General features: G+C 67.6%; 16 protein-coding genes. 11 read left to right on the top strand and 5 right to left on the bottom strand.

The genetic code is table 11. The annotated features are described in order from the left end of the window. Positions 1-99 precede the first annotated feature (99 nt). Positions 100-1,920, top strand: a complete 1,821-nt coding sequence (gene glmS, locus E1H18_RS08890; protein ID WP_172266422.1) for a glutamine--fructose-6-phosphate transaminase (isomerizing) — start codon at positions 100-102, stop codon at positions 1,918-1,920. Between the two features lie 206 nt (positions 1,921-2,126). Continuing rightward, positions 2,127-2,420: a GIY-YIG nuclease family protein gene (locus E1H18_RS08885; protein WP_172266419.1), complete on the top strand. Its 294-nt coding sequence runs from the start codon at positions 2,127-2,129 to the stop codon at positions 2,418-2,420. Positions 2,421-2,555: 135 nt separating this feature from the next. Here the strand turns inward: E1H18_RS08885 and rlmN are convergent, their stop codons facing one another. Continuing rightward, positions 2,556-3,770 (bottom strand): 23S rRNA (adenine(2503)-C(2))-methyltransferase RlmN, encoded by a 1,215-nt coding sequence (gene rlmN / locus E1H18_RS08880; RefSeq protein WP_172266417.1) that lies wholly within the window; start codon positions 3,768-3,770, stop codon positions 2,556-2,558. Between the two features lie 83 nt (positions 3,771-3,853). Then, a complete protein-coding gene (locus E1H18_RS08875) occupies positions 3,854-4,654 on the bottom strand; it encodes an SDR family oxidoreductase (RefSeq protein WP_172266414.1) in 801 nt (266 codons plus the stop codon). 221 nt (positions 4,655-4,875) lie between these two features. Between E1H18_RS08875 and E1H18_RS08870 the strand changes: the two genes are divergently transcribed. Further along, a complete protein-coding gene (locus E1H18_RS08870; protein ID WP_206679049.1) occupies positions 4,876-6,069 on the top strand; it encodes an MFS transporter in 1,194 nt (397 codons plus the stop codon). 1 nt (position 6,070) lies between these two features. Here E1H18_RS08870 and E1H18_RS08865 read toward each other — a convergent pair whose 3' ends face one another. Next, a complete protein-coding gene (locus tag E1H18_RS08865; protein ID WP_172267634.1) occupies positions 6,071-6,511 on the bottom strand; it encodes an Rrf2 family transcriptional regulator in 441 nt (146 codons plus the stop codon). A gap of 198 nt (positions 6,512-6,709) precedes the next feature. Between E1H18_RS08865 and E1H18_RS08860 the strand changes: the two genes are divergently transcribed. The 3 genes from E1H18_RS08860 to E1H18_RS08850 all read left to right on the top strand — a co-directional run bounded on the left by E1H18_RS08860 (position 6,710) and on the right by E1H18_RS08850 (position 10,366). Continuing rightward, positions 6,710-8,701, top strand: a complete 1,992-nt coding sequence (locus E1H18_RS08860; RefSeq protein WP_172266408.1) for a potassium transporter Kup — start codon at positions 6,710-6,712, stop codon at positions 8,699-8,701. A gap of 3 nt (positions 8,702-8,704) precedes the next feature. Further along, positions 8,705-9,067, top strand: coding sequence for a hypothetical protein (locus E1H18_RS08855; RefSeq protein WP_172266405.1), 363 nt, complete (start codon positions 8,705-8,707; stop codon positions 9,065-9,067). Between the two features lie 72 nt (positions 9,068-9,139). Beyond that, positions 9,140-10,366 carry an argininosuccinate synthase gene (locus tag E1H18_RS08850; RefSeq protein WP_172266402.1) on the top strand — a complete coding sequence of 409 codons (1,227 nt, stop codon included), beginning with the start codon at positions 9,140-9,142 and terminating at the stop codon, positions 10,364-10,366. Between the two features lie 203 nt (positions 10,367-10,569). Here the strand turns inward: E1H18_RS08850 and E1H18_RS08845 are convergent, their stop codons facing one another. Next, on the bottom strand, positions 10,570-10,770 hold the full coding sequence (locus tag E1H18_RS08845) for a KTSC domain-containing protein (protein ID WP_172266399.1): 201 nt from the start codon (positions 10,768-10,770) through the stop codon (positions 10,570-10,572). 190 nt (positions 10,771-10,960) lie between these two features. On the opposite strand from E1H18_RS08845, the gene E1H18_RS08840 reads away from it, so the two are divergent. The 3 genes from E1H18_RS08840 (at position 10,961) to E1H18_RS08830 (ending at position 12,727) form a co-directional block, all read left to right on the top strand. Then, positions 10,961-11,368 (top strand): MAPEG family protein, encoded by a 408-nt coding sequence (locus E1H18_RS08840; RefSeq protein WP_172266396.1) that lies wholly within the window; start codon positions 10,961-10,963, stop codon positions 11,366-11,368. A gap of 43 nt (positions 11,369-11,411) precedes the next feature. Beyond that, positions 11,412-12,044, top strand: a complete 633-nt coding sequence (locus tag E1H18_RS08835) for a LysE family translocator (protein ID WP_172266393.1) — start codon at positions 11,412-11,414, stop codon at positions 12,042-12,044. A 95-nt stretch (positions 12,045-12,139) separates the two neighbouring features. Further along, positions 12,140-12,727: a hypothetical protein gene (locus tag E1H18_RS08830; RefSeq protein ID WP_172266390.1), complete on the top strand. Its 588-nt coding sequence runs from the start codon at positions 12,140-12,142 to the stop codon at positions 12,725-12,727. A 36-nt stretch (positions 12,728-12,763) separates the two neighbouring features. Here the strand turns inward: E1H18_RS08830 and E1H18_RS08825 are convergent, their stop codons facing one another. Beyond that, positions 12,764-13,546: an SDR family NAD(P)-dependent oxidoreductase gene (locus tag E1H18_RS08825; protein ID WP_172266387.1), complete on the bottom strand. Its 783-nt coding sequence runs from the start codon at positions 13,544-13,546 to the stop codon at positions 12,764-12,766. Between the two features lie 54 nt (positions 13,547-13,600). Between E1H18_RS08825 and E1H18_RS08820 the strand changes: the two genes are divergently transcribed. After that, complete coding sequence (locus E1H18_RS08820) at positions 13,601-14,017, top strand: YkvA family protein (protein ID WP_172266384.1); 417 nt, start codon at positions 13,601-13,603, stop codon at positions 14,015-14,017. Further along, positions 14,014-14,667 (top strand): lysoplasmalogenase, encoded by a 654-nt coding sequence (locus tag E1H18_RS08815; protein ID WP_172266381.1) that lies wholly within the window; start codon positions 14,014-14,016, stop codon positions 14,665-14,667. The genes E1H18_RS08820 and E1H18_RS08815 overlap by 4 nt, the downstream gene beginning before the upstream one ends. Positions 14,668-14,679: the final 12 nt, after the last annotated feature.

The raw sequence follows: 14,679 nt of genomic DNA, 5'->3' as shown, positions 1-14,679 counted from the left end.
TATCAGAGAGGGTCCTTAGCCAGTGCTAAAGGCGCCTCACGCAAATTCCGCAGCGACAGGGATAATCCTGTTGCGGCGTTCTACAAGGGATCATGGCCCATGTGCGGCATTATCGGCATCGTCGGAAAAGAGCCCGTCGCCGAGCGTCTGATCGAGAGCCTCAAGCGGCTTGAGTATCGCGGCTACGACTCGGCCGGGATCGCGGGCGTCGTCGGCGAAAAGGTCGAACGCCGCCGGGCCAAGGGCAAGATCAAGGCCCTGGAAGCGGTGGTCGCCGAGCAGCCCCTGACCGCGACCACCGGCATCGGCCACACCCGCTGGGCCACGCACGGCGCGCCGACCGTCGAGAACGCCCACCCGCACACTGCCGGTCGCGTCACCCTGGTGCACAACGGCATCATCGAGAACTTCGCCGAGCTGAAGGCCGAGCTGGCCGCCGCCGGTCGCACGTTCTCCAGCGACACCGACACCGAGGTGATCGCCCACCTGATCGACGCCGAACTGGCCACCGGCCTGGCCCCGCTGGACGCCTTCAAGGCCACTCTGGACCGCCTGACCGGCGCCTACGCCCTGGCCGTTCTGATCGAGGGCGAGCAGAACCTGATCCTGGGCGCCCGCCGCGGCAGCCCGCTGGTCGTGGGCGAGGGCCAGGGCGAGATGTTCCTGGGCTCGGACGCGCTAGCCGTGGGCCCCTTCACCAACCGCGTCGTCTATCTGGACGAGGGCGACTACGTGGCTCTGGACCACGACAGCTACCGCATCTTCGACGCCGCGGGCGCGGCGGTGACGCGGGCCGTGCGGGTCGTGGCCGCCTCGGCCGTGATGCTGGAAAAGGGCAACTACCGGCACTTCATGGAGAAGGAAATCCATGACCAGCCGGAGGGCTGCCAGCGTACGATCTCGGCCTATGTCGACACCCTGACCTCGAAGGCCGCCGTGCCGGGCGACATCGATTTCGCCAAGCTCGAACGCATCCAGATCGTCGCCTGCGGCACCTCGTTCATCGCCGGCGTCGTCGGCAAGTACCTGATCGAGCAGCTGGCCGACCTGCCGGTGGATGTCGAGATCGCCTCGGAGTTCCGCTATCGCCAGCCGGCCCTGCGTCCGGGCTCGCTGGTCATCGCCATGTCGCAGTCGGGCGAGACCGCCGACACCCTGGCGGCCCTGCGCTACTGCAAGGCCAAGGGCATGAAGAGCGCGGTGGTCGTCAACGCCCAGGAATCGACCATGGCCCGCGAGGTCGACGTCGTCTGGCCGATCCATTGCGGTCCCGAGATCGGCGTGGCCTCCACCAAGGCCTTCACCGCCCAGGTCAGCGTGATGATCGCCCTGGCTGTCGCGGCGGCAAAAGCCCGCGGAACGATCGACGCCGCCGAGGAGCAGCGCCTTGTGAAGGTGCTGCTGGAAGCCCCGCGCCTGATCGCCGAGGCCATAGGCCTGGAAGACGCCATCAAGGAGATCGCCGCCGACGTCGCCAAGGCCCGTGACGTGCTCTACCTCGGCCGTGGTCCGATGTCGGCCCTGGCCCTGGAAGGCGCGCTGAAGCTGAAGGAGATCAGCTACATCCACGCCGAAGGTTATGCCGCCGGCGAGCTGAAGCACGGCCCGATCGCCCTCGTCGACGACCAGACCCCGATCGTCATCCTGGCCCCGCACGACAGCTATTTCGAGAAGTCGGCCTCGAACATGAGCGAGGTCATGGCCCGAGGCGGCCAGGTGATCTTCATCACCGACACCGAAGGCGCCAAGCACGCCCCGGCCGGCGCCAAGGTGGTGGTCACGGCTCCGGCCAGCGATCCGCTGGTCTCGACCCTGGTGATGTCGGCCCCGATCCAGCTCCTGGCCTACCACGTCGCCGTGGTGAAGGGCGCGGACGTCGACCAGCCGCGGAACCTGGCCAAGTCGGTGACGGTGGAATAGCGGGCTCTAGCTTGCCCACATCCCACGCCACCACCCCCGAGTTTCCCCGCGAAGGCGGGGACCCAAGCGGACCGTCCGCTTTCTGGATGTTTGAGCTCCGAGCCAAGCTCTGAACCTCGGCTTGGATCCCCGCCTTCGCGGGGAAACTCGGGGTGGGTGGCATGTGAGTTGAGTTCTTGATATGTTCTCCGCATGGGAGAGCGGTCATGAACCCAGGCTTTGCGGTTTATCTTCTCGCCAGCCGACCCTATGGCACGCTCTACTGCGGCCATACCGATGACCTCGCCCGCCGCGTCTGGGAGCATCGTGAGAAGCTGCGCAGGGGCTTCAGCGCGCGGTACGGGGTCGTGCGCCTGGTCTGGTATGAAATCGGCGACACCCGCGACGGGGCCTTGATCCGCGAGCGTCAGATCAAGAAGTGGAACAGGGCCTGGAAGATCCGTCTGATCGAAGCGGAAAATCCGACCTGGGCTGATCTGTATGAAACGCTGAATGGCTGAGCGTCGCTCGACGCTACCCCACCCCGAGCTTCCCCGCGAAGGCGGGGACCCAAGCTGAGATTCAGGGCTTGGCCGGGATGTCCCCGCCTCTGCGGGGAAACTCGGGAAGGGGCAGGGAGGAGGGCGCTGAGGCCCTTAGGCCGCCTCGTCCTCGTCGTCTTCCGACAGCACGCCGGCCATGGCCGCCAGCGAGAGCTTGCGCAGGGCCGAGGCGCGGACCTTTTCGCTCTCGCTCTTCAGTTGGCCGCAGGCGGCGAGGATGTCGCGGCCGCGCGGGGTGCGGATCGGCGAGGAGTAGCCGGCCTTGTTGAGGATCGCGGCGAAGGCCTCGATCGTCGCCCAGTCCGAGCACTGGTAGTCGCTGCCCGGCCAGGGGTTGAACGGGATCAGATTGACCTTGGCCGGGATGCCCTTGATCAGCTTGACCAGGGCGCGAGCCTCGTCGGGGCTGTCGTTGATCCCCTTCAGCATGACGTACTCGAACGTGACCCGGCGGGCGTTCGACAGGCCCGGATAGGCCCGGATGCCGGCCATCAGCTGCTCGATCGGGTACTTCTTGTTCAGAGGCACCAGGACGTCGCGTAGCGGATCGTTGGTGGCGTGCAGGCTGATCGCCAGCATGGCTTGCGTCGTATCGCCCAGCTTCTCCAGCATCGGCACGACGCCCGAGGTCGAGACCGTGATCCGGCGACGCGAGATGCCGATGCCCTCGTTGTCGCTGATGATCTCGATGGCGTCGGCCACCTGGCCCAGATTGTACAGCGGCTCGCCCATGCCCATGAACACGATGTTCGAGAGCACGCGGTCGTCCTTGTCCGACGGCCATTCGGCCAGGTCGTCCTTGGCCACCTGCACCTGGGCGACGATCTCGGCCGCGGTCAGGTTGCGGACCAGCGGCTGGGTGCCGGTGTGGCAGAAGCTGCAGTTCAGCGTGCAGCCGACCTGGCTGGACACGCACAGGGCGCCGGCGCGGCCGACGCCGGGAATGTAGACGCTCTCGACCTCGATGCCCGGGGCCATGCGGATCAGCCACTTGCGTGTGCCGTCCTTGCTGACCTGGCGCTCGACGATCTCCGGACGGGCGATGGTGAAGGTGTCGGCGAGGCGCGCGCGGGTCTCCTTGGCGACGTCGCTCATGTTGGCGAAGTCGGTGACGCCGCGATGGTGCATCCAGCGGAAGATCTGGGTGGCGCGCATCTTGGCCTTGCCGTGCTCGACAACGCCGCTCTCGACCAGGGCCGCGACCAGTTGCGGGCGCGTCAGGCCCGACAGGTTGATCATCGGTTTGGCAATGGGGGCGGCGGGCGTCGTCTCGGCGGAGACGCGCGACAGGTCTAGGGTGGCGCTCAAGGGGGTGTCCGGCTCTTCGGGGTCGAGGCGGACATATAGCAGGTCCGGGACGGTTTTCCAAAAAGCCCCGCCCTGACGGGATGTCACACCTTGCGGAACTTGCCGCCCTGGTTGGCGATCAGGGCCAGGGCCCACTCGTCGGGGATGATCTTGGCGAAGGCGGCGATGGCCTTGTTGGGGGCGCCGGGCACGCAGATCGAGCGGTTGGCCTCGGCGGCCTCGTAGCCGGCGGCGGCGACCTCGTCGGCCCCCAGCCACATCCATTCGGGCACGCCCTGGCTGACCTGGCCGCGGGTGCCGTTGACGTCGTGGAACTCCGAATAGGTGAAGCCCGGGCACAGGGCCGACACGTGCACGCCGGTCGCCAGGTTCTCCAGGTGCAGGCTCTGGGAGAACTTGACGAGGAAGCCCTTGGTCGCCGCGTACAGGGTGTGGCCGGCCGCGCCGGGGACCAGGCCCGCCAGCGAGGCGACGTTGACGATGCGGCCGAAACGCCGCTCGACCATGCCCGGCAGCACCTTGTGGGTCATCTCGCAGACGCCGGTCAGCATCACCTGCAGGAAGGTCGCCTGCTCGGCCCAGCCCGTCGCCGAATAGACCCCCGGCAGGCCGTAGCCGGCGTTGTTCACGAGGGCGTCGACGACGCGGCCCTGCTCGGCGATCGCGGCCAGGACCGCATTCGTCCCGCCCGGCTCGGCCAGGTCGGCGGGAATGGCGTAGGCTTCAACCCCCGAGCGAAGCTTGATCTCGGCGGCCAGGCCCTCCAGCCGGTCCGCCCGGCGCGCGGTCAGGGCCACGTCATAGCCGTGGCTGGCGTAGATGCGGGCGGAGGCGGCGCCGATGCCGGCGGAAGCGCCGGTGATCAGGGCGAGGCGGCGAGCCATGAGGTGATCCGGAAAAGAACAGAACTTGGCCGGAGACGAGCACGACCGGGGCTTTGGTTCAAGAAGCGCCCCGGTGAACAATGAAATGTCGCGGCCGCCTTGCGACAACGTTGTCGGTATTTTATCTGACAAAGAACTTCTGCAGTGCAGCATGAATGCCGGACGCGACTCTCGCCGCGCTCCGTTCCGCTGCGCCGCATGTGTGTTTGAGAGGCCCCGACATGACCGCCGAGACTCCGACCGTGCATCCCGGCCTCGTGCTGGGCGCCCTGGCCCTGGGCGGCTTTGCGATCGGCACGACCGAGTTCGCGTCGATGAGCCTTCTGCCCCACTTCGCCAAGGATCTGGGCGTGGACGCGCCGACGGCCGGCCATGCGATCAGCGCCTATGCCCTGGGCGTGGTGGTCGGAGCGCCGGTGATCGCCGTGGCGGCGGCCCGCTGGCCGCGCCGGGTGATCCTGATGGCGCTGATGGCGGTGTTCGCGGTGGGCAACCTGCTCAGCGCCATCGCCCCCGACTTCGGCTGGATGATCGCCTTCCGGTTCTTCAGCGGCCTGCCGCATGGGGCCTATTTCGGCGTCGCGGCCCTGGTCGCCGCCAGCGTCGCTCCGCCGCACAAGCGGGCGCGGGCCGTGGCCATGGTGATGATCGGCCTGACCGTGGCCACCATCGTCGGCGTGCCGCTGGCCAATGTGGTGGGTCAGTGGATCGGCTGGCGCTGGGGCTTCGTGATCGTCGCCGTGCTGGCGGCCCTGACCGCTACGGCCGTGGCCATCTACGCCCCGCGTGACGGCGCGGCCGCCGACGCCAGCCCGCTGCGCGAGCTCTCCGCCCTGGCCAAGGGCCGGGTGTGGCTGACCCTGGCGATCGGCGCGATCGGCTTTGGCGGCATGTTCTGCGTCTACACCTATCTGGCGGACACCATGCTGGCGGTCACCCACGCCTCGCCTGCGGCCCTGCCGATCGTGCTGATGGTGTTCGGGGCCGGCATGACCCTGGGCACCCTGGTCTGCGCCTGGGCTGCCGACCGCGCCCTGATGCCGGCCATCGGCGCCGTGCTGCTGTGGAGCGCCGCGTCGCTGGCCCTCTATCCGCTGGCCATCCATAGCCTGTGGACCCTGATCCCGGTCGTCTTCCTGATCGGTTGCGGCGGCGGGCTGGGGGCGGTGCTGCAGACCCGGCTGATGGACGTGGCGGGCGAGGCCCAGACCCTGGCTGCGGCCCTGAACCACTCGGCCTTCAACACCGCCAACGCCCTGGGCCCGTGGCTGGGCGGCCTGGCCCTGGCGGCCGGCTGGGGCTGGGCCTCGACCGGCTGGGTCGGCGTCGCCCTGGCGCTGGGCGGCTTCGTGTTCTGGATCGTGGCGGCGGTCGATGCGCGCCAGCAGCGCCTGGCCCTGGCCCCGGCGGAATAGATCAGCCCGCCGCGACCGCCTCGTGCGCGCCGTGCAGCAGATCAGCGACGGTGATCTGGCCCAGGCGCTCGTGGGCGGCGCGGTCGGCGGCGGTGATGGCGGCGCGGACGGCGTCGGGGATCTTCTCGCCGACCGGGCAGCCCTTCACGCCCTTGGGCGCGACGCCCAAGTGCGCGCAGCCGTTCACGGCCTTCAGCACGACGTCGAGGGTGATCTCGTCGGCCGGCTTCAGCAGCCACGCGCCGCCGTTGGCGCCGGCGCGCGCGCCGATCAGTCCCGCCTTGCCCAGCATGGCGGTGACCCGGCGGACCACGACCGGATTGGTCGGGACCGAGGCGGCAAGCTCCGCGCTGGCTACGGCGCGGTCGGCCGAAAAAGCCGACTTGTGCGCCAGATAGGCCAGGGCGTGCGCCGCAACGGGGAATTTCTGACTGTCCGACATCTCGACCGGGAACGTAAGGTTGTCACCCGCGCGTTCAACTGAAAAGTCGTTCACCTTCGCCGTGTAGCCGCGCCTCGTTTTGGAGAGGGGGGCGACACAGGCGACGATTGAACACGGCGACGATTGGGTGTATCGCGCCCCGCTTGATCGATATGGGTCGGCCGGCAGCCTTTTGCGAGGTCGGCCCGGAGGGATTGAATGGCTTCCGAAGCCTCTAGCGCACCGGCCTCCGATTGCGCGACGCCTGCTTCCGACATTCCGCAACAGAACGGCGCCCCTGCGAACGGCCATGATCCCAAGGGACACGGCTTTTTCGCGCTGGCGCTGGGCGCTGTCGGCGTGGTGTTCGGCGACATCGGCACCAGCCCGCTCTACGCCTTCAAGGAAGCCCTGGCGGCGGCCTCGCACGACGGGGTGACTCGCGGCGAGATTTACGGCGTGGTGTCGCTGGCCCTGTGGGCGCTGATCCTGGTCGTCACGATCAAGTACGTGTTCTTCATCATGCGCGCCGACAACAAGGGCGAGGGCGGCGTCTTGTCGCTGATGGCCCTGGCCCAGCGCGCCATCGGCCGCCGCACGCCGGTGGTCTTCGCCCTGGGCGTGGCCGGCGCGGCCCTGTTCTATGGCGATGCGGTGATCACCCCCGCCATGTCGGTGATGTCGGCCGTGGAAGGCCTGCGCACCATTCCAGCCCTGGAGCACGGGGTCAGCAACCAGATGGTCCTGCTGATCGCCACGGCGATGCTGCTGGGCCTGTTCTTCATCCAGAGCCACGGCACCGCCAAGGTCGGCCTGCTGTTCGGCCCGATCTGCGCCGTCTGGTTCGCGGTCATGCTGGTGCTGGGCGCCGTCCACCTGGGCGACACCCCGCACATCCTCAAGGCCTTCAGCCCGCACTACGCCGTCAGCTTCCTGGCCCATCACGGCTTCACCGGCTTCATCGTGCTGGGCGCGGTGTTCCTGACCGTGACCGGGGCCGAGGCCCTGTCGGCCGACATGGGCCACTTCGGCAAGAAGCCGATCCGCTCGGCCTGGATGTTCTTCGTCCTGCCCTGCCTGATGGTGAATTATCTGGGCCAAGGGGCCTTCGCCCTGGCGACCCTGGAAGCCTCGGAGCGCGCCGGCGTGCCGTTCCCCGAGCTGAACTGGTTCTTCGAGATGGCCCCGCCGATGCTGCGCCTGCCGCTGGTGCTGCTGGCCGGCGCGGCCACGGTCGTCGCCAGCCAGGCGGTGATCACCGGCGCCTTCTCGCTGACCCAGCAGGCGATCCAGCTGGGCCTGCTGCCGCGCCTGGACGTGCGCCGCACGTCGGAGACCCAGTCGGGCCAGATCTTCGTGCCGCAGCTGAACACCATGCTGCTGGTCGGCGTGCTGGCCATCATGTTCACCTTCCAGACCTCGTCGGCCCTGGCCCACGCCTATGGCCTGGCCGTGACCGGCACCATGGTCGTGACCACCTGCATGGCCTTCATCGTCATGCGCCGGATGTGGAAGTGGAGCCTGCCGATGGCCCTGTGCTTCCTGGTCCCCTTCCTGGCCCTGGACCTGACGTTCCTGTCGGCCAACGCCCTGCGGTTCTTCTCGGGCGGCTGGCTGCCGGTGTTCATCGGCGCGGCCCTGTTCCTGGTCATGGCCACCTGGGTGCGCGGCAGCCAGATCCTCAGCGCCAAGACCCGCCGCGACAGCGTGCCCCTGGTCGACCTGATGGAGATCCTGCGCGCCCGCGCCCCGCACCGCGCGCCCGGCACGGCGATCTTCCTGACCTCGGACCCGGACATGACGCCGGTGGCCTTGATGCACAATCTCAAGCACAACAAGGTGCTGCACGAGCGCAACGTCATCCTGACCGTGCGCACGGCCGAGACGCCGCGCGTCTCGGAGGACGACCGGGTCAAGATCGAAAAGGTCAACGACGACCTCAAGAAGGTCACCGTCACCTACGGCTTCATGGAAAGTCCGAACATTCCCAAAGCCCTGGCCGTGTGCCGCAAGCAGGGGCTGAAGTTCGACATCATGGCCACCAGCTTCTTCTTGGGGCGGCGCTCGATCGTGCCGTCCGCCAACAGCGGCATGCCGCTGTGGCAGGACCGCCTGTTCATCTACCTGATGCGCAACGCGGCCAATCCGACCGACTTCTTCAAGATCCCGCCGGGCCGCGTCGTCGAGCTGGGCGCCCAGGTGACGGTGTAGGCCATGGAAGCGATCCTCCGCGTCATCGGCGACGGTCTTTCGATCACCGCCCTGGCCATCATCGCCGCCACAGCCCAGGCGGGCTGGAAGCGCGTGCCCAAGGGGGTCTCCATCCCCATGCAGTGGAACTTCGCCGGCAAGCCGACCTGGCGCGCGCCCAAGGCCGTGGGTCTGTTGGCCATACCGGTCGTGGCCATCCTGCTGCTGCTGTCGTTCACGGTGACCCAGGCTACCTTCACCACCGACCCGACCCAGGCGATGATCATCTTCCTGGTGCGGGCCACCCTGGCCAGCAGCCTGGCCCTCAGCCAGCTTTTCCACCTCCGCTTCGTCATCAAGACGTTGCAGGAGGAAGGGCAGCTTTAAACTTCTTGACCCGCGCGTCCTGATCCCGTTGAAGGCGCGCGACTTTGTGTTTCTCTCCGGAAGGACTCCCTCATGGCCGACAAGTCCGTGAAGAAGGTCGTGCTCGCCTATTCGGGCGGTCTCGACACCTCGATCATCCTCAAGTGGCTGCAGACCGAGTACGGCGCGGAGGTCATCACCTTCACGGCCGACCTGGGCCAGGGCGAAGAGATCGAACCGGCGCGCGCCAAGGCGCTGGCCGCCGGCGTGAAGCCCGAGAACATCTTCATCGAGGACGTGCGCGAGGAGTTCGTCCGCGACTACGTGTTCCCGATGTTCCGCGCCAATACGGTCTATGAAGGCCAGTACCTGCTGGGCACCTCGATCGCGCGTCCGCTGATCGCCAAGAAGCAGATCGAGATCGCCCGCAAGATGGGCGCCGACGCCGTCAGCCACGGCGCGACCGGCAAGGGCAACGACCAGGTCCGCTTCGAGCTCGGCTATTACGGCCTCGAGCCCGACATCACCGTGATCGCTCCCTGGCGCGAGTGGGACTTCAAGTCCCGCGAGGCCCTGCTGGAGTTCGCCGAGCAGCACCAGATCCAGATCACCAAGGACAAGCGCGGCGAAGCCCCGTTCAGCGTCGACGCCAACCTGCTGCACTCGTCGTCGGAAGGTAAGGTCCTGGAAGACCCGGCGGTCGAGGCCCCCGAGTTCGTCCACATGCGCACCATTTCGCCTGAGGACGCGCCGGACGCCCCGACGGTGATCACGATCGACTTCGAAAAGGGCGACCCGGTCGCCATCGACGGCGTGGCGATGAGCCCGGCGACCCTGCTGACCAAGCTGAACGAACTGGGCCGCGACAACGGCGTCGGCCGTCTGGACCTGGTCGAGAACCGCTTCGTCGGCATGAAGTCGCGCGGCGTCTACGAGACCCCCGGCGGCACCATCCTGCTGGCCGCCCACCGCGGCATCGAGAGCATCACGCTGGACCGCGGCGCGATGCACCTGAAGGACGAGCTGATGCCGAAGTACGCCACGCTGGTGTACAACGGCTTCTGGTTCTCGCCCGAGCGCGAGATGCTGCAGGCCGCCATCGACTACAGCCAGACCAAGGTCACCGGCCAGGTCCGCGTGAAGCTGTACAAGGGCAATGTCACGGTCATCGGCCGCACCAGCCCCTACAGCCTGTACGACCAGGACCTGGTGACGTTCGAAGAAGGCAAGGTCGCCTACGATCACCGCGACGCCGGCGGCTTCATCAAGCTGAACGCCCTGCGCCTGCGCGTGCTGGCCAAGCGCGACAAGCGCGGCTAGGCGGCTTCAGTCAGACCTGAGAAAGGGCGCTGCGGGGAAACCTTCAGCGCCTTTTTTCTTATTTCATCACCGTTTCCCCGGCGAAGGCCGGGGCCCAGATGGAAGAGCGCTGGGATGCGGTCTATGAGCGCCGCGCCCGTCCCGTCAGCCCGAGCGCCACGAGATCTGGGTCCCGGCTTTCGCCGGGAAGGCGGGATGAGGCGTCAAACCCGATTGTACGGATACCGATCCCGGATCACCCGCTGGAAGAACCGCCCCTTGGACGGCGCGCGCAGGAAGGCGGCGCTGACGCGTTCGGGGACGCCGACATAGACGTACTCGTCGCCGTCGTTGAAGGTCACGAAAAGCTTGCCGTGTTCGGGGGTGTAGTCGATGTCGGCGATCGCCGTAGATTGCACCTGCATGGCCGTCATGCCTCCTGCGGATGAGGATCGTCTGCCTAAAGGAGCGAACGAGCACCCAGGCGGTTCCCAGAGCAGCGCTCGTCAGCCGTTTAGGCCTCGCGCGTCTGCGTGCAAACTCAGGGCGAATACGGCTAGGGTCGCCCCGTAGAACAACAATGCTCCAAAATACTCTTCGGGGGAGGAACTCCAAATGCATCAATCCCACGCCCTGGTGGCGATCGTCACCCTGGTCTCGCTGCTGGTCTATGCCTGGATGATCGTGCGGATTGGCGGCGCGCGGAGACGCGCCGGCATCGACGCCCCGGCCATGACCGGCGATCCGGCTCTGGAGCGTCACCTCCGCGTCCAGGCCAACACCGTCGAGTGGCTGGTCATCTACCTGCCGTCGCTGTGGCTGTTCGCCATCTACTGGAACGACCTGGTCGCCGCCGCCCTGGGTGTCGTCTGGATCCTGGGCCGGATCGTCTACGCCCTCGGCTACGCCGCCGACCCCAAGAAGCGCGAAGTCGGCTTCATCATCCAGGCCCTGGCCACGGCCATCCTGCTGTTCGGCGCCCTGGGCCGGGCGATCTACGTCCTGATCGTCATCGGCAACTAAGCTTGGCCTTTAGCTCCATGGCGCGGAGGCCTATATCCGCGCCATGGACCACCTGCCTGTCGATCCCGCCCGCTATGGCGCCTTCCTGGTCGCCATGTTCGTCATGGCCATCACGCCGGGGCCGGCCAACCTGTTCGCCATCGCCACCGGCATGGAGCGCGGCAAGGGCGCGGCCCTGGTCAGCGTGCTGGGGATGAATGTCGCGACCCTGGTCTGGTTCAGCGGCTCGGCCCTGGGCCTGGGCGCGCTGATCCTGGCCTTCCCGCAAGCTTTTCACGTCCTGGCCCTGGCCGGCGCGGCCTATCTGGTCTGGCTGGGCCTGAAGTCGCTGTGGGCCGGGATCAAGAACGTCGAGAGCCACGCCTCGGCCACGGTGCGAGCAGGCCGTTCGGCCTTCTTCGACGGCTTCATGGTCCAGATCGCCAATCCGAAGATCCTGCTGTTCTTCTCAGGCGTGCTGCCGCCGTTCCTGGACATCCAGCGACCGCTGGCCCCTCAGCTGGTCATGTTCGCCTGCGCCACCATCGGCATGGACCTGATCAGCATGTCGTCCTACGGCCTGGGCGGGGCGGCGCTGTCGACCCGGATGAACGAGCCGGGTTTCCGCCGCGGCTTCGCGATCCTGGTCGGAATCCTGCTGATCACCGCCGCCGTTCTGATCGTGTCCCGAGGATGAGTTTTCAGAACTGCATCAAACGGCGCCTTGGCGAAACCACAAAGGCCAGCCAGAGTTAGTCTCAACATCGGGGACTCCGCTTGAAGGAGCAAATCATGTCCATGAAGAAGGTCGCCTTGGCCGCCGCATTGGTGGTGGCCGCCGGCCTCGCCGCCTGTGCGACGCCGACGCCCTATCAGCCGCGCGTCACGTCCGGCTCGGTCACCGGCGGTTTTTCGGAGCAGCGCCTGGAGTCCGACCGCTACCGGATCAGCTTCGCCGGCAACAGCCTGACGTCGCGCGAGACCGTCGAGCGCTATCTGCTGTACCGCTCGGCCGAGATCACGGTGCAGAGCGGCTATGACTGGTTCGAGACGGCCGACCGCCGCACCGACCGCACGGCCCGCACCTATGTCGATCAAGATCCGTTCATGCGCCCGGGCTTCGGCTGGGGTCCGTACGGCGGCTGGCGTCCGTCGTGGCGCTATTACGGCGGCGCCTATGGCTGGCGCACCTGGGACCCGTTCTGGGGTGACCCCTTCTTCGCCAACCGGGCCGAGATCCGCACCGTCGAACGCTTCGAAGCCGGCGCCGAGATCCTGATGCACAAGGGCCCCAAGCCGCAGGGCGACCCGCGCGCCTATGACGCCCGTGAGATCATGGCCAACCTGGCCAGCACGATCGTCCGGCCGGAAGTGAAGTAAAGTGTTGAAGGGGCCCCGAGAGGGGCCCCTTCTTCGTTAGCGCGGGGCCATGCGGATGCCGCCGTCGAGGCGGACGTCCTCGCCGTTGAAGTAGCCGTTGGTGATCATCGTCACCGCCAGCTGGGCGTATTCCTCCGGCAGACCCAGGCGCTTGGGGAAGGGCACGCTGGCGGCAAGGCCGGCCTTCACCGCTTCCGGCGCGCCGTTCATCAGCGGGGTGTTGAAGATGCCCGGCAGGATGGTGTTGACGCGGATGCCCTCGCCCATCAGGTCGCGAGCGATCGGCAGGGTCATGCCCACCACGCCGCCCTTCGACGCCGAATAGGCCGCTTGGCCCATCTGGCCGTCTTCAGCAGCCACCGAGGCGGTGTTGACGATCGCGCCGCGCTCGCCGTCTGCCAACGGCTCCAGGTCCAGCATGCCCTTGGCCGATTTGGCGATGCAGCGGAAGGTGCCGACCAGGTTGATCTGGATGATGCGGTCGAAGGCGTCGAGCGGGAAGTGCTTGGTCTCGCCGGTGGTCTTGTCGCGGCTGGCGGTCTTGGCCGCATTGCCGGTGCCGGCGCAGTTGACCAGGATCCGCTCCTGGCCGTGGGCGGCGCGGGCCTTTTCGAAGCCGGCGTCGACATCGGCGTCCGAGGTGACGTTGACCTTGCAGAAGACGCCGCCGATGTCCTGGGCGACCTGCTGGCCGCGCTCCTCGTTCATGTCGAACAGGGCGACCTTGACGCCCTGGGCGGCCAGGGCGCGGGCAGTGGCTTCGCCGAGGCCAGAGGCGCCGCCGGTGACGACGGCGGCGACGGTGTTGTCGAGTTTCATGGACGTTTCCCCATATATCGCGTTTAGGATCGGCTTTGAGTGAGGTTTAGACCGATGAGCGACGACGCCAAACCGTCCCCCGACGTCAACGTCAACGAGGTGCTGGACCCGAAGAAGGCTCTATCTCCCGTGACCGTGCGCCTGAACGAGGAGAAGGTCCGCGAGGGCTTCCTGCCCAAGATCCGCAAGGTCGCCGCCAAGGTGCCGTTCGCCGCCGACGCCTTGTCGGTGTGGTGGTGCGCCCGTGATCCGGAGACCCCAACCGCGGCCAAGGGCATGATGCTGGCGGCCCTGGCCTATTTCGTGCTGCCGACCGACGCCATTCCCGACCTGCTGCCGGTGATCGGCTTCACCGACGACGCCGCCGTGATCGCCGCGCTCGTGGCCATCCTGGGCAAGACCATCAAGCCGCGCCACAAGGAGGCCGCCGAGGCCTTCCTGCACCGGCTGGGCGACGACACCGCCAAATGATCGCTGAACCGCTGCTCTGGGCCCCTCTGCTCTGGGCGATCGCGACCGGCAGCGCCCTGGCCTATGGCCTGATCTTCGTCCATCAGCCGGTGTCGGCGCTGCGGACCGTGGTCAAGACCGCTTCGGTGGCGGCGCTGGCGCTGGTCGCGTTCCTGGCCGGCGGTTCGTGGCTGTTGGTCGCGGCCCTGGCGGCCTGCGCGATCGGCGACGCGTTTCTGGCCGGCGATCCCAAGCGCTGGCTGCCGTTCGGCCTCGTGGCCTTTCTGATCGGCCACCTGCTGTACGTGCCGCTGTTCCTGCAGTTCGAGGCCCCGCCCGAACCGGTCTACTGGCTGGGCGTCGGGGCCGTAGGCGTAGCGGCCGGCTTTGGGTTGCGCACCCTGTGGAGTTCGCTCGGCAAGCTGAAGATCCCGGTCGTCGTCTACACCCTGGCCATCGTGGCCATGGTCGCCTCGGCCCTGCTGCTGCCGCCAGCCTTGTGGCCGGCCACCGTGGGCGCGATCGCCTTCATGGCTTCGGATCTGGTGTTGTCCCAGGACCTGTTCCGCGGCGCGCGCCTCTTCGGCTCGCCCCGCGTGACGGCCTGGACCATCTGGTTCCTCTATTGGGGCGGACAGGCCGGCATCTGCTGGGGCATGATGCGCGCCTGACCCGAGGGGGAA

Source organism: Caulobacter sp. RHG1, assembly GCF_013181195.1.
Taxonomy (GTDB): domain Bacteria; phylum Pseudomonadota; class Alphaproteobacteria; order Caulobacterales; family Caulobacteraceae; genus Caulobacter.
Note: the sequence above shows the minus strand (reverse complement) of the source record. Positions and strands in the feature narration are given on the sequence as shown.

Excerpts from the sequence above, each read along its gene's own strand:
- glmS (WP_172266422.1), top strand. The coding sequence starts at position 100 with ATGTGCGGCATTATCGGCATCGTCGGAAAAGAGCCCGTCGCCGAGCGT.
- E1H18_RS08885 (WP_172266419.1), top strand. The coding sequence starts at position 2,127 with ATGAACCCAGGCTTTGCGGTTTATCTTCTCGCCAGCCGACCCTATGGC.
- E1H18_RS08875 (WP_172266414.1), bottom strand. The coding sequence starts at position 4,654 with ATGGCTCGCCGCCTCGCCCTGATCACCGGCGCTTCCGCCGGCATCGGC.
- E1H18_RS08870 (WP_206679049.1), top strand. The coding sequence starts at position 4,876 with ATGACCGCCGAGACTCCGACCGTGCATCCCGGCCTCGTGCTGGGCGCC.
- E1H18_RS08865 (WP_172267634.1), bottom strand. The coding sequence starts at position 6,511 with ATGTCGGACAGTCAGAAATTCCCCGTTGCGGCGCACGCCCTGGCCTAT.
- E1H18_RS08860 (WP_172266408.1), top strand. The coding sequence starts at position 6,710 with ATGGCTTCCGAAGCCTCTAGCGCACCGGCCTCCGATTGCGCGACGCCT.
- E1H18_RS08855 (WP_172266405.1), top strand. The coding sequence starts at position 8,705 with ATGGAAGCGATCCTCCGCGTCATCGGCGACGGTCTTTCGATCACCGCC.
- E1H18_RS08850 (WP_172266402.1), top strand. The coding sequence starts at position 9,140 with ATGGCCGACAAGTCCGTGAAGAAGGTCGTGCTCGCCTATTCGGGCGGT.
- E1H18_RS08845 (WP_172266399.1), bottom strand. The coding sequence starts at position 10,770 with ATGCAGGTGCAATCTACGGCGATCGCCGACATCGACTACACCCCCGAA.
- E1H18_RS08840 (WP_172266396.1), top strand. The coding sequence starts at position 10,961 with ATGCATCAATCCCACGCCCTGGTGGCGATCGTCACCCTGGTCTCGCTG.
- E1H18_RS08835 (WP_172266393.1), top strand. The coding sequence starts at position 11,412 with ATGGACCACCTGCCTGTCGATCCCGCCCGCTATGGCGCCTTCCTGGTC.
- E1H18_RS08830 (WP_172266390.1), top strand. The coding sequence starts at position 12,140 with ATGTCCATGAAGAAGGTCGCCTTGGCCGCCGCATTGGTGGTGGCCGCC.
- E1H18_RS08825 (WP_172266387.1), bottom strand. The coding sequence starts at position 13,546 with ATGAAACTCGACAACACCGTCGCCGCCGTCGTCACCGGCGGCGCCTCT.
- E1H18_RS08820 (WP_172266384.1), top strand. The coding sequence starts at position 13,601 with ATGAGCGACGACGCCAAACCGTCCCCCGACGTCAACGTCAACGAGGTG.
- E1H18_RS08815 (WP_172266381.1), top strand. The coding sequence starts at position 14,014 with ATGATCGCTGAACCGCTGCTCTGGGCCCCTCTGCTCTGGGCGATCGCG.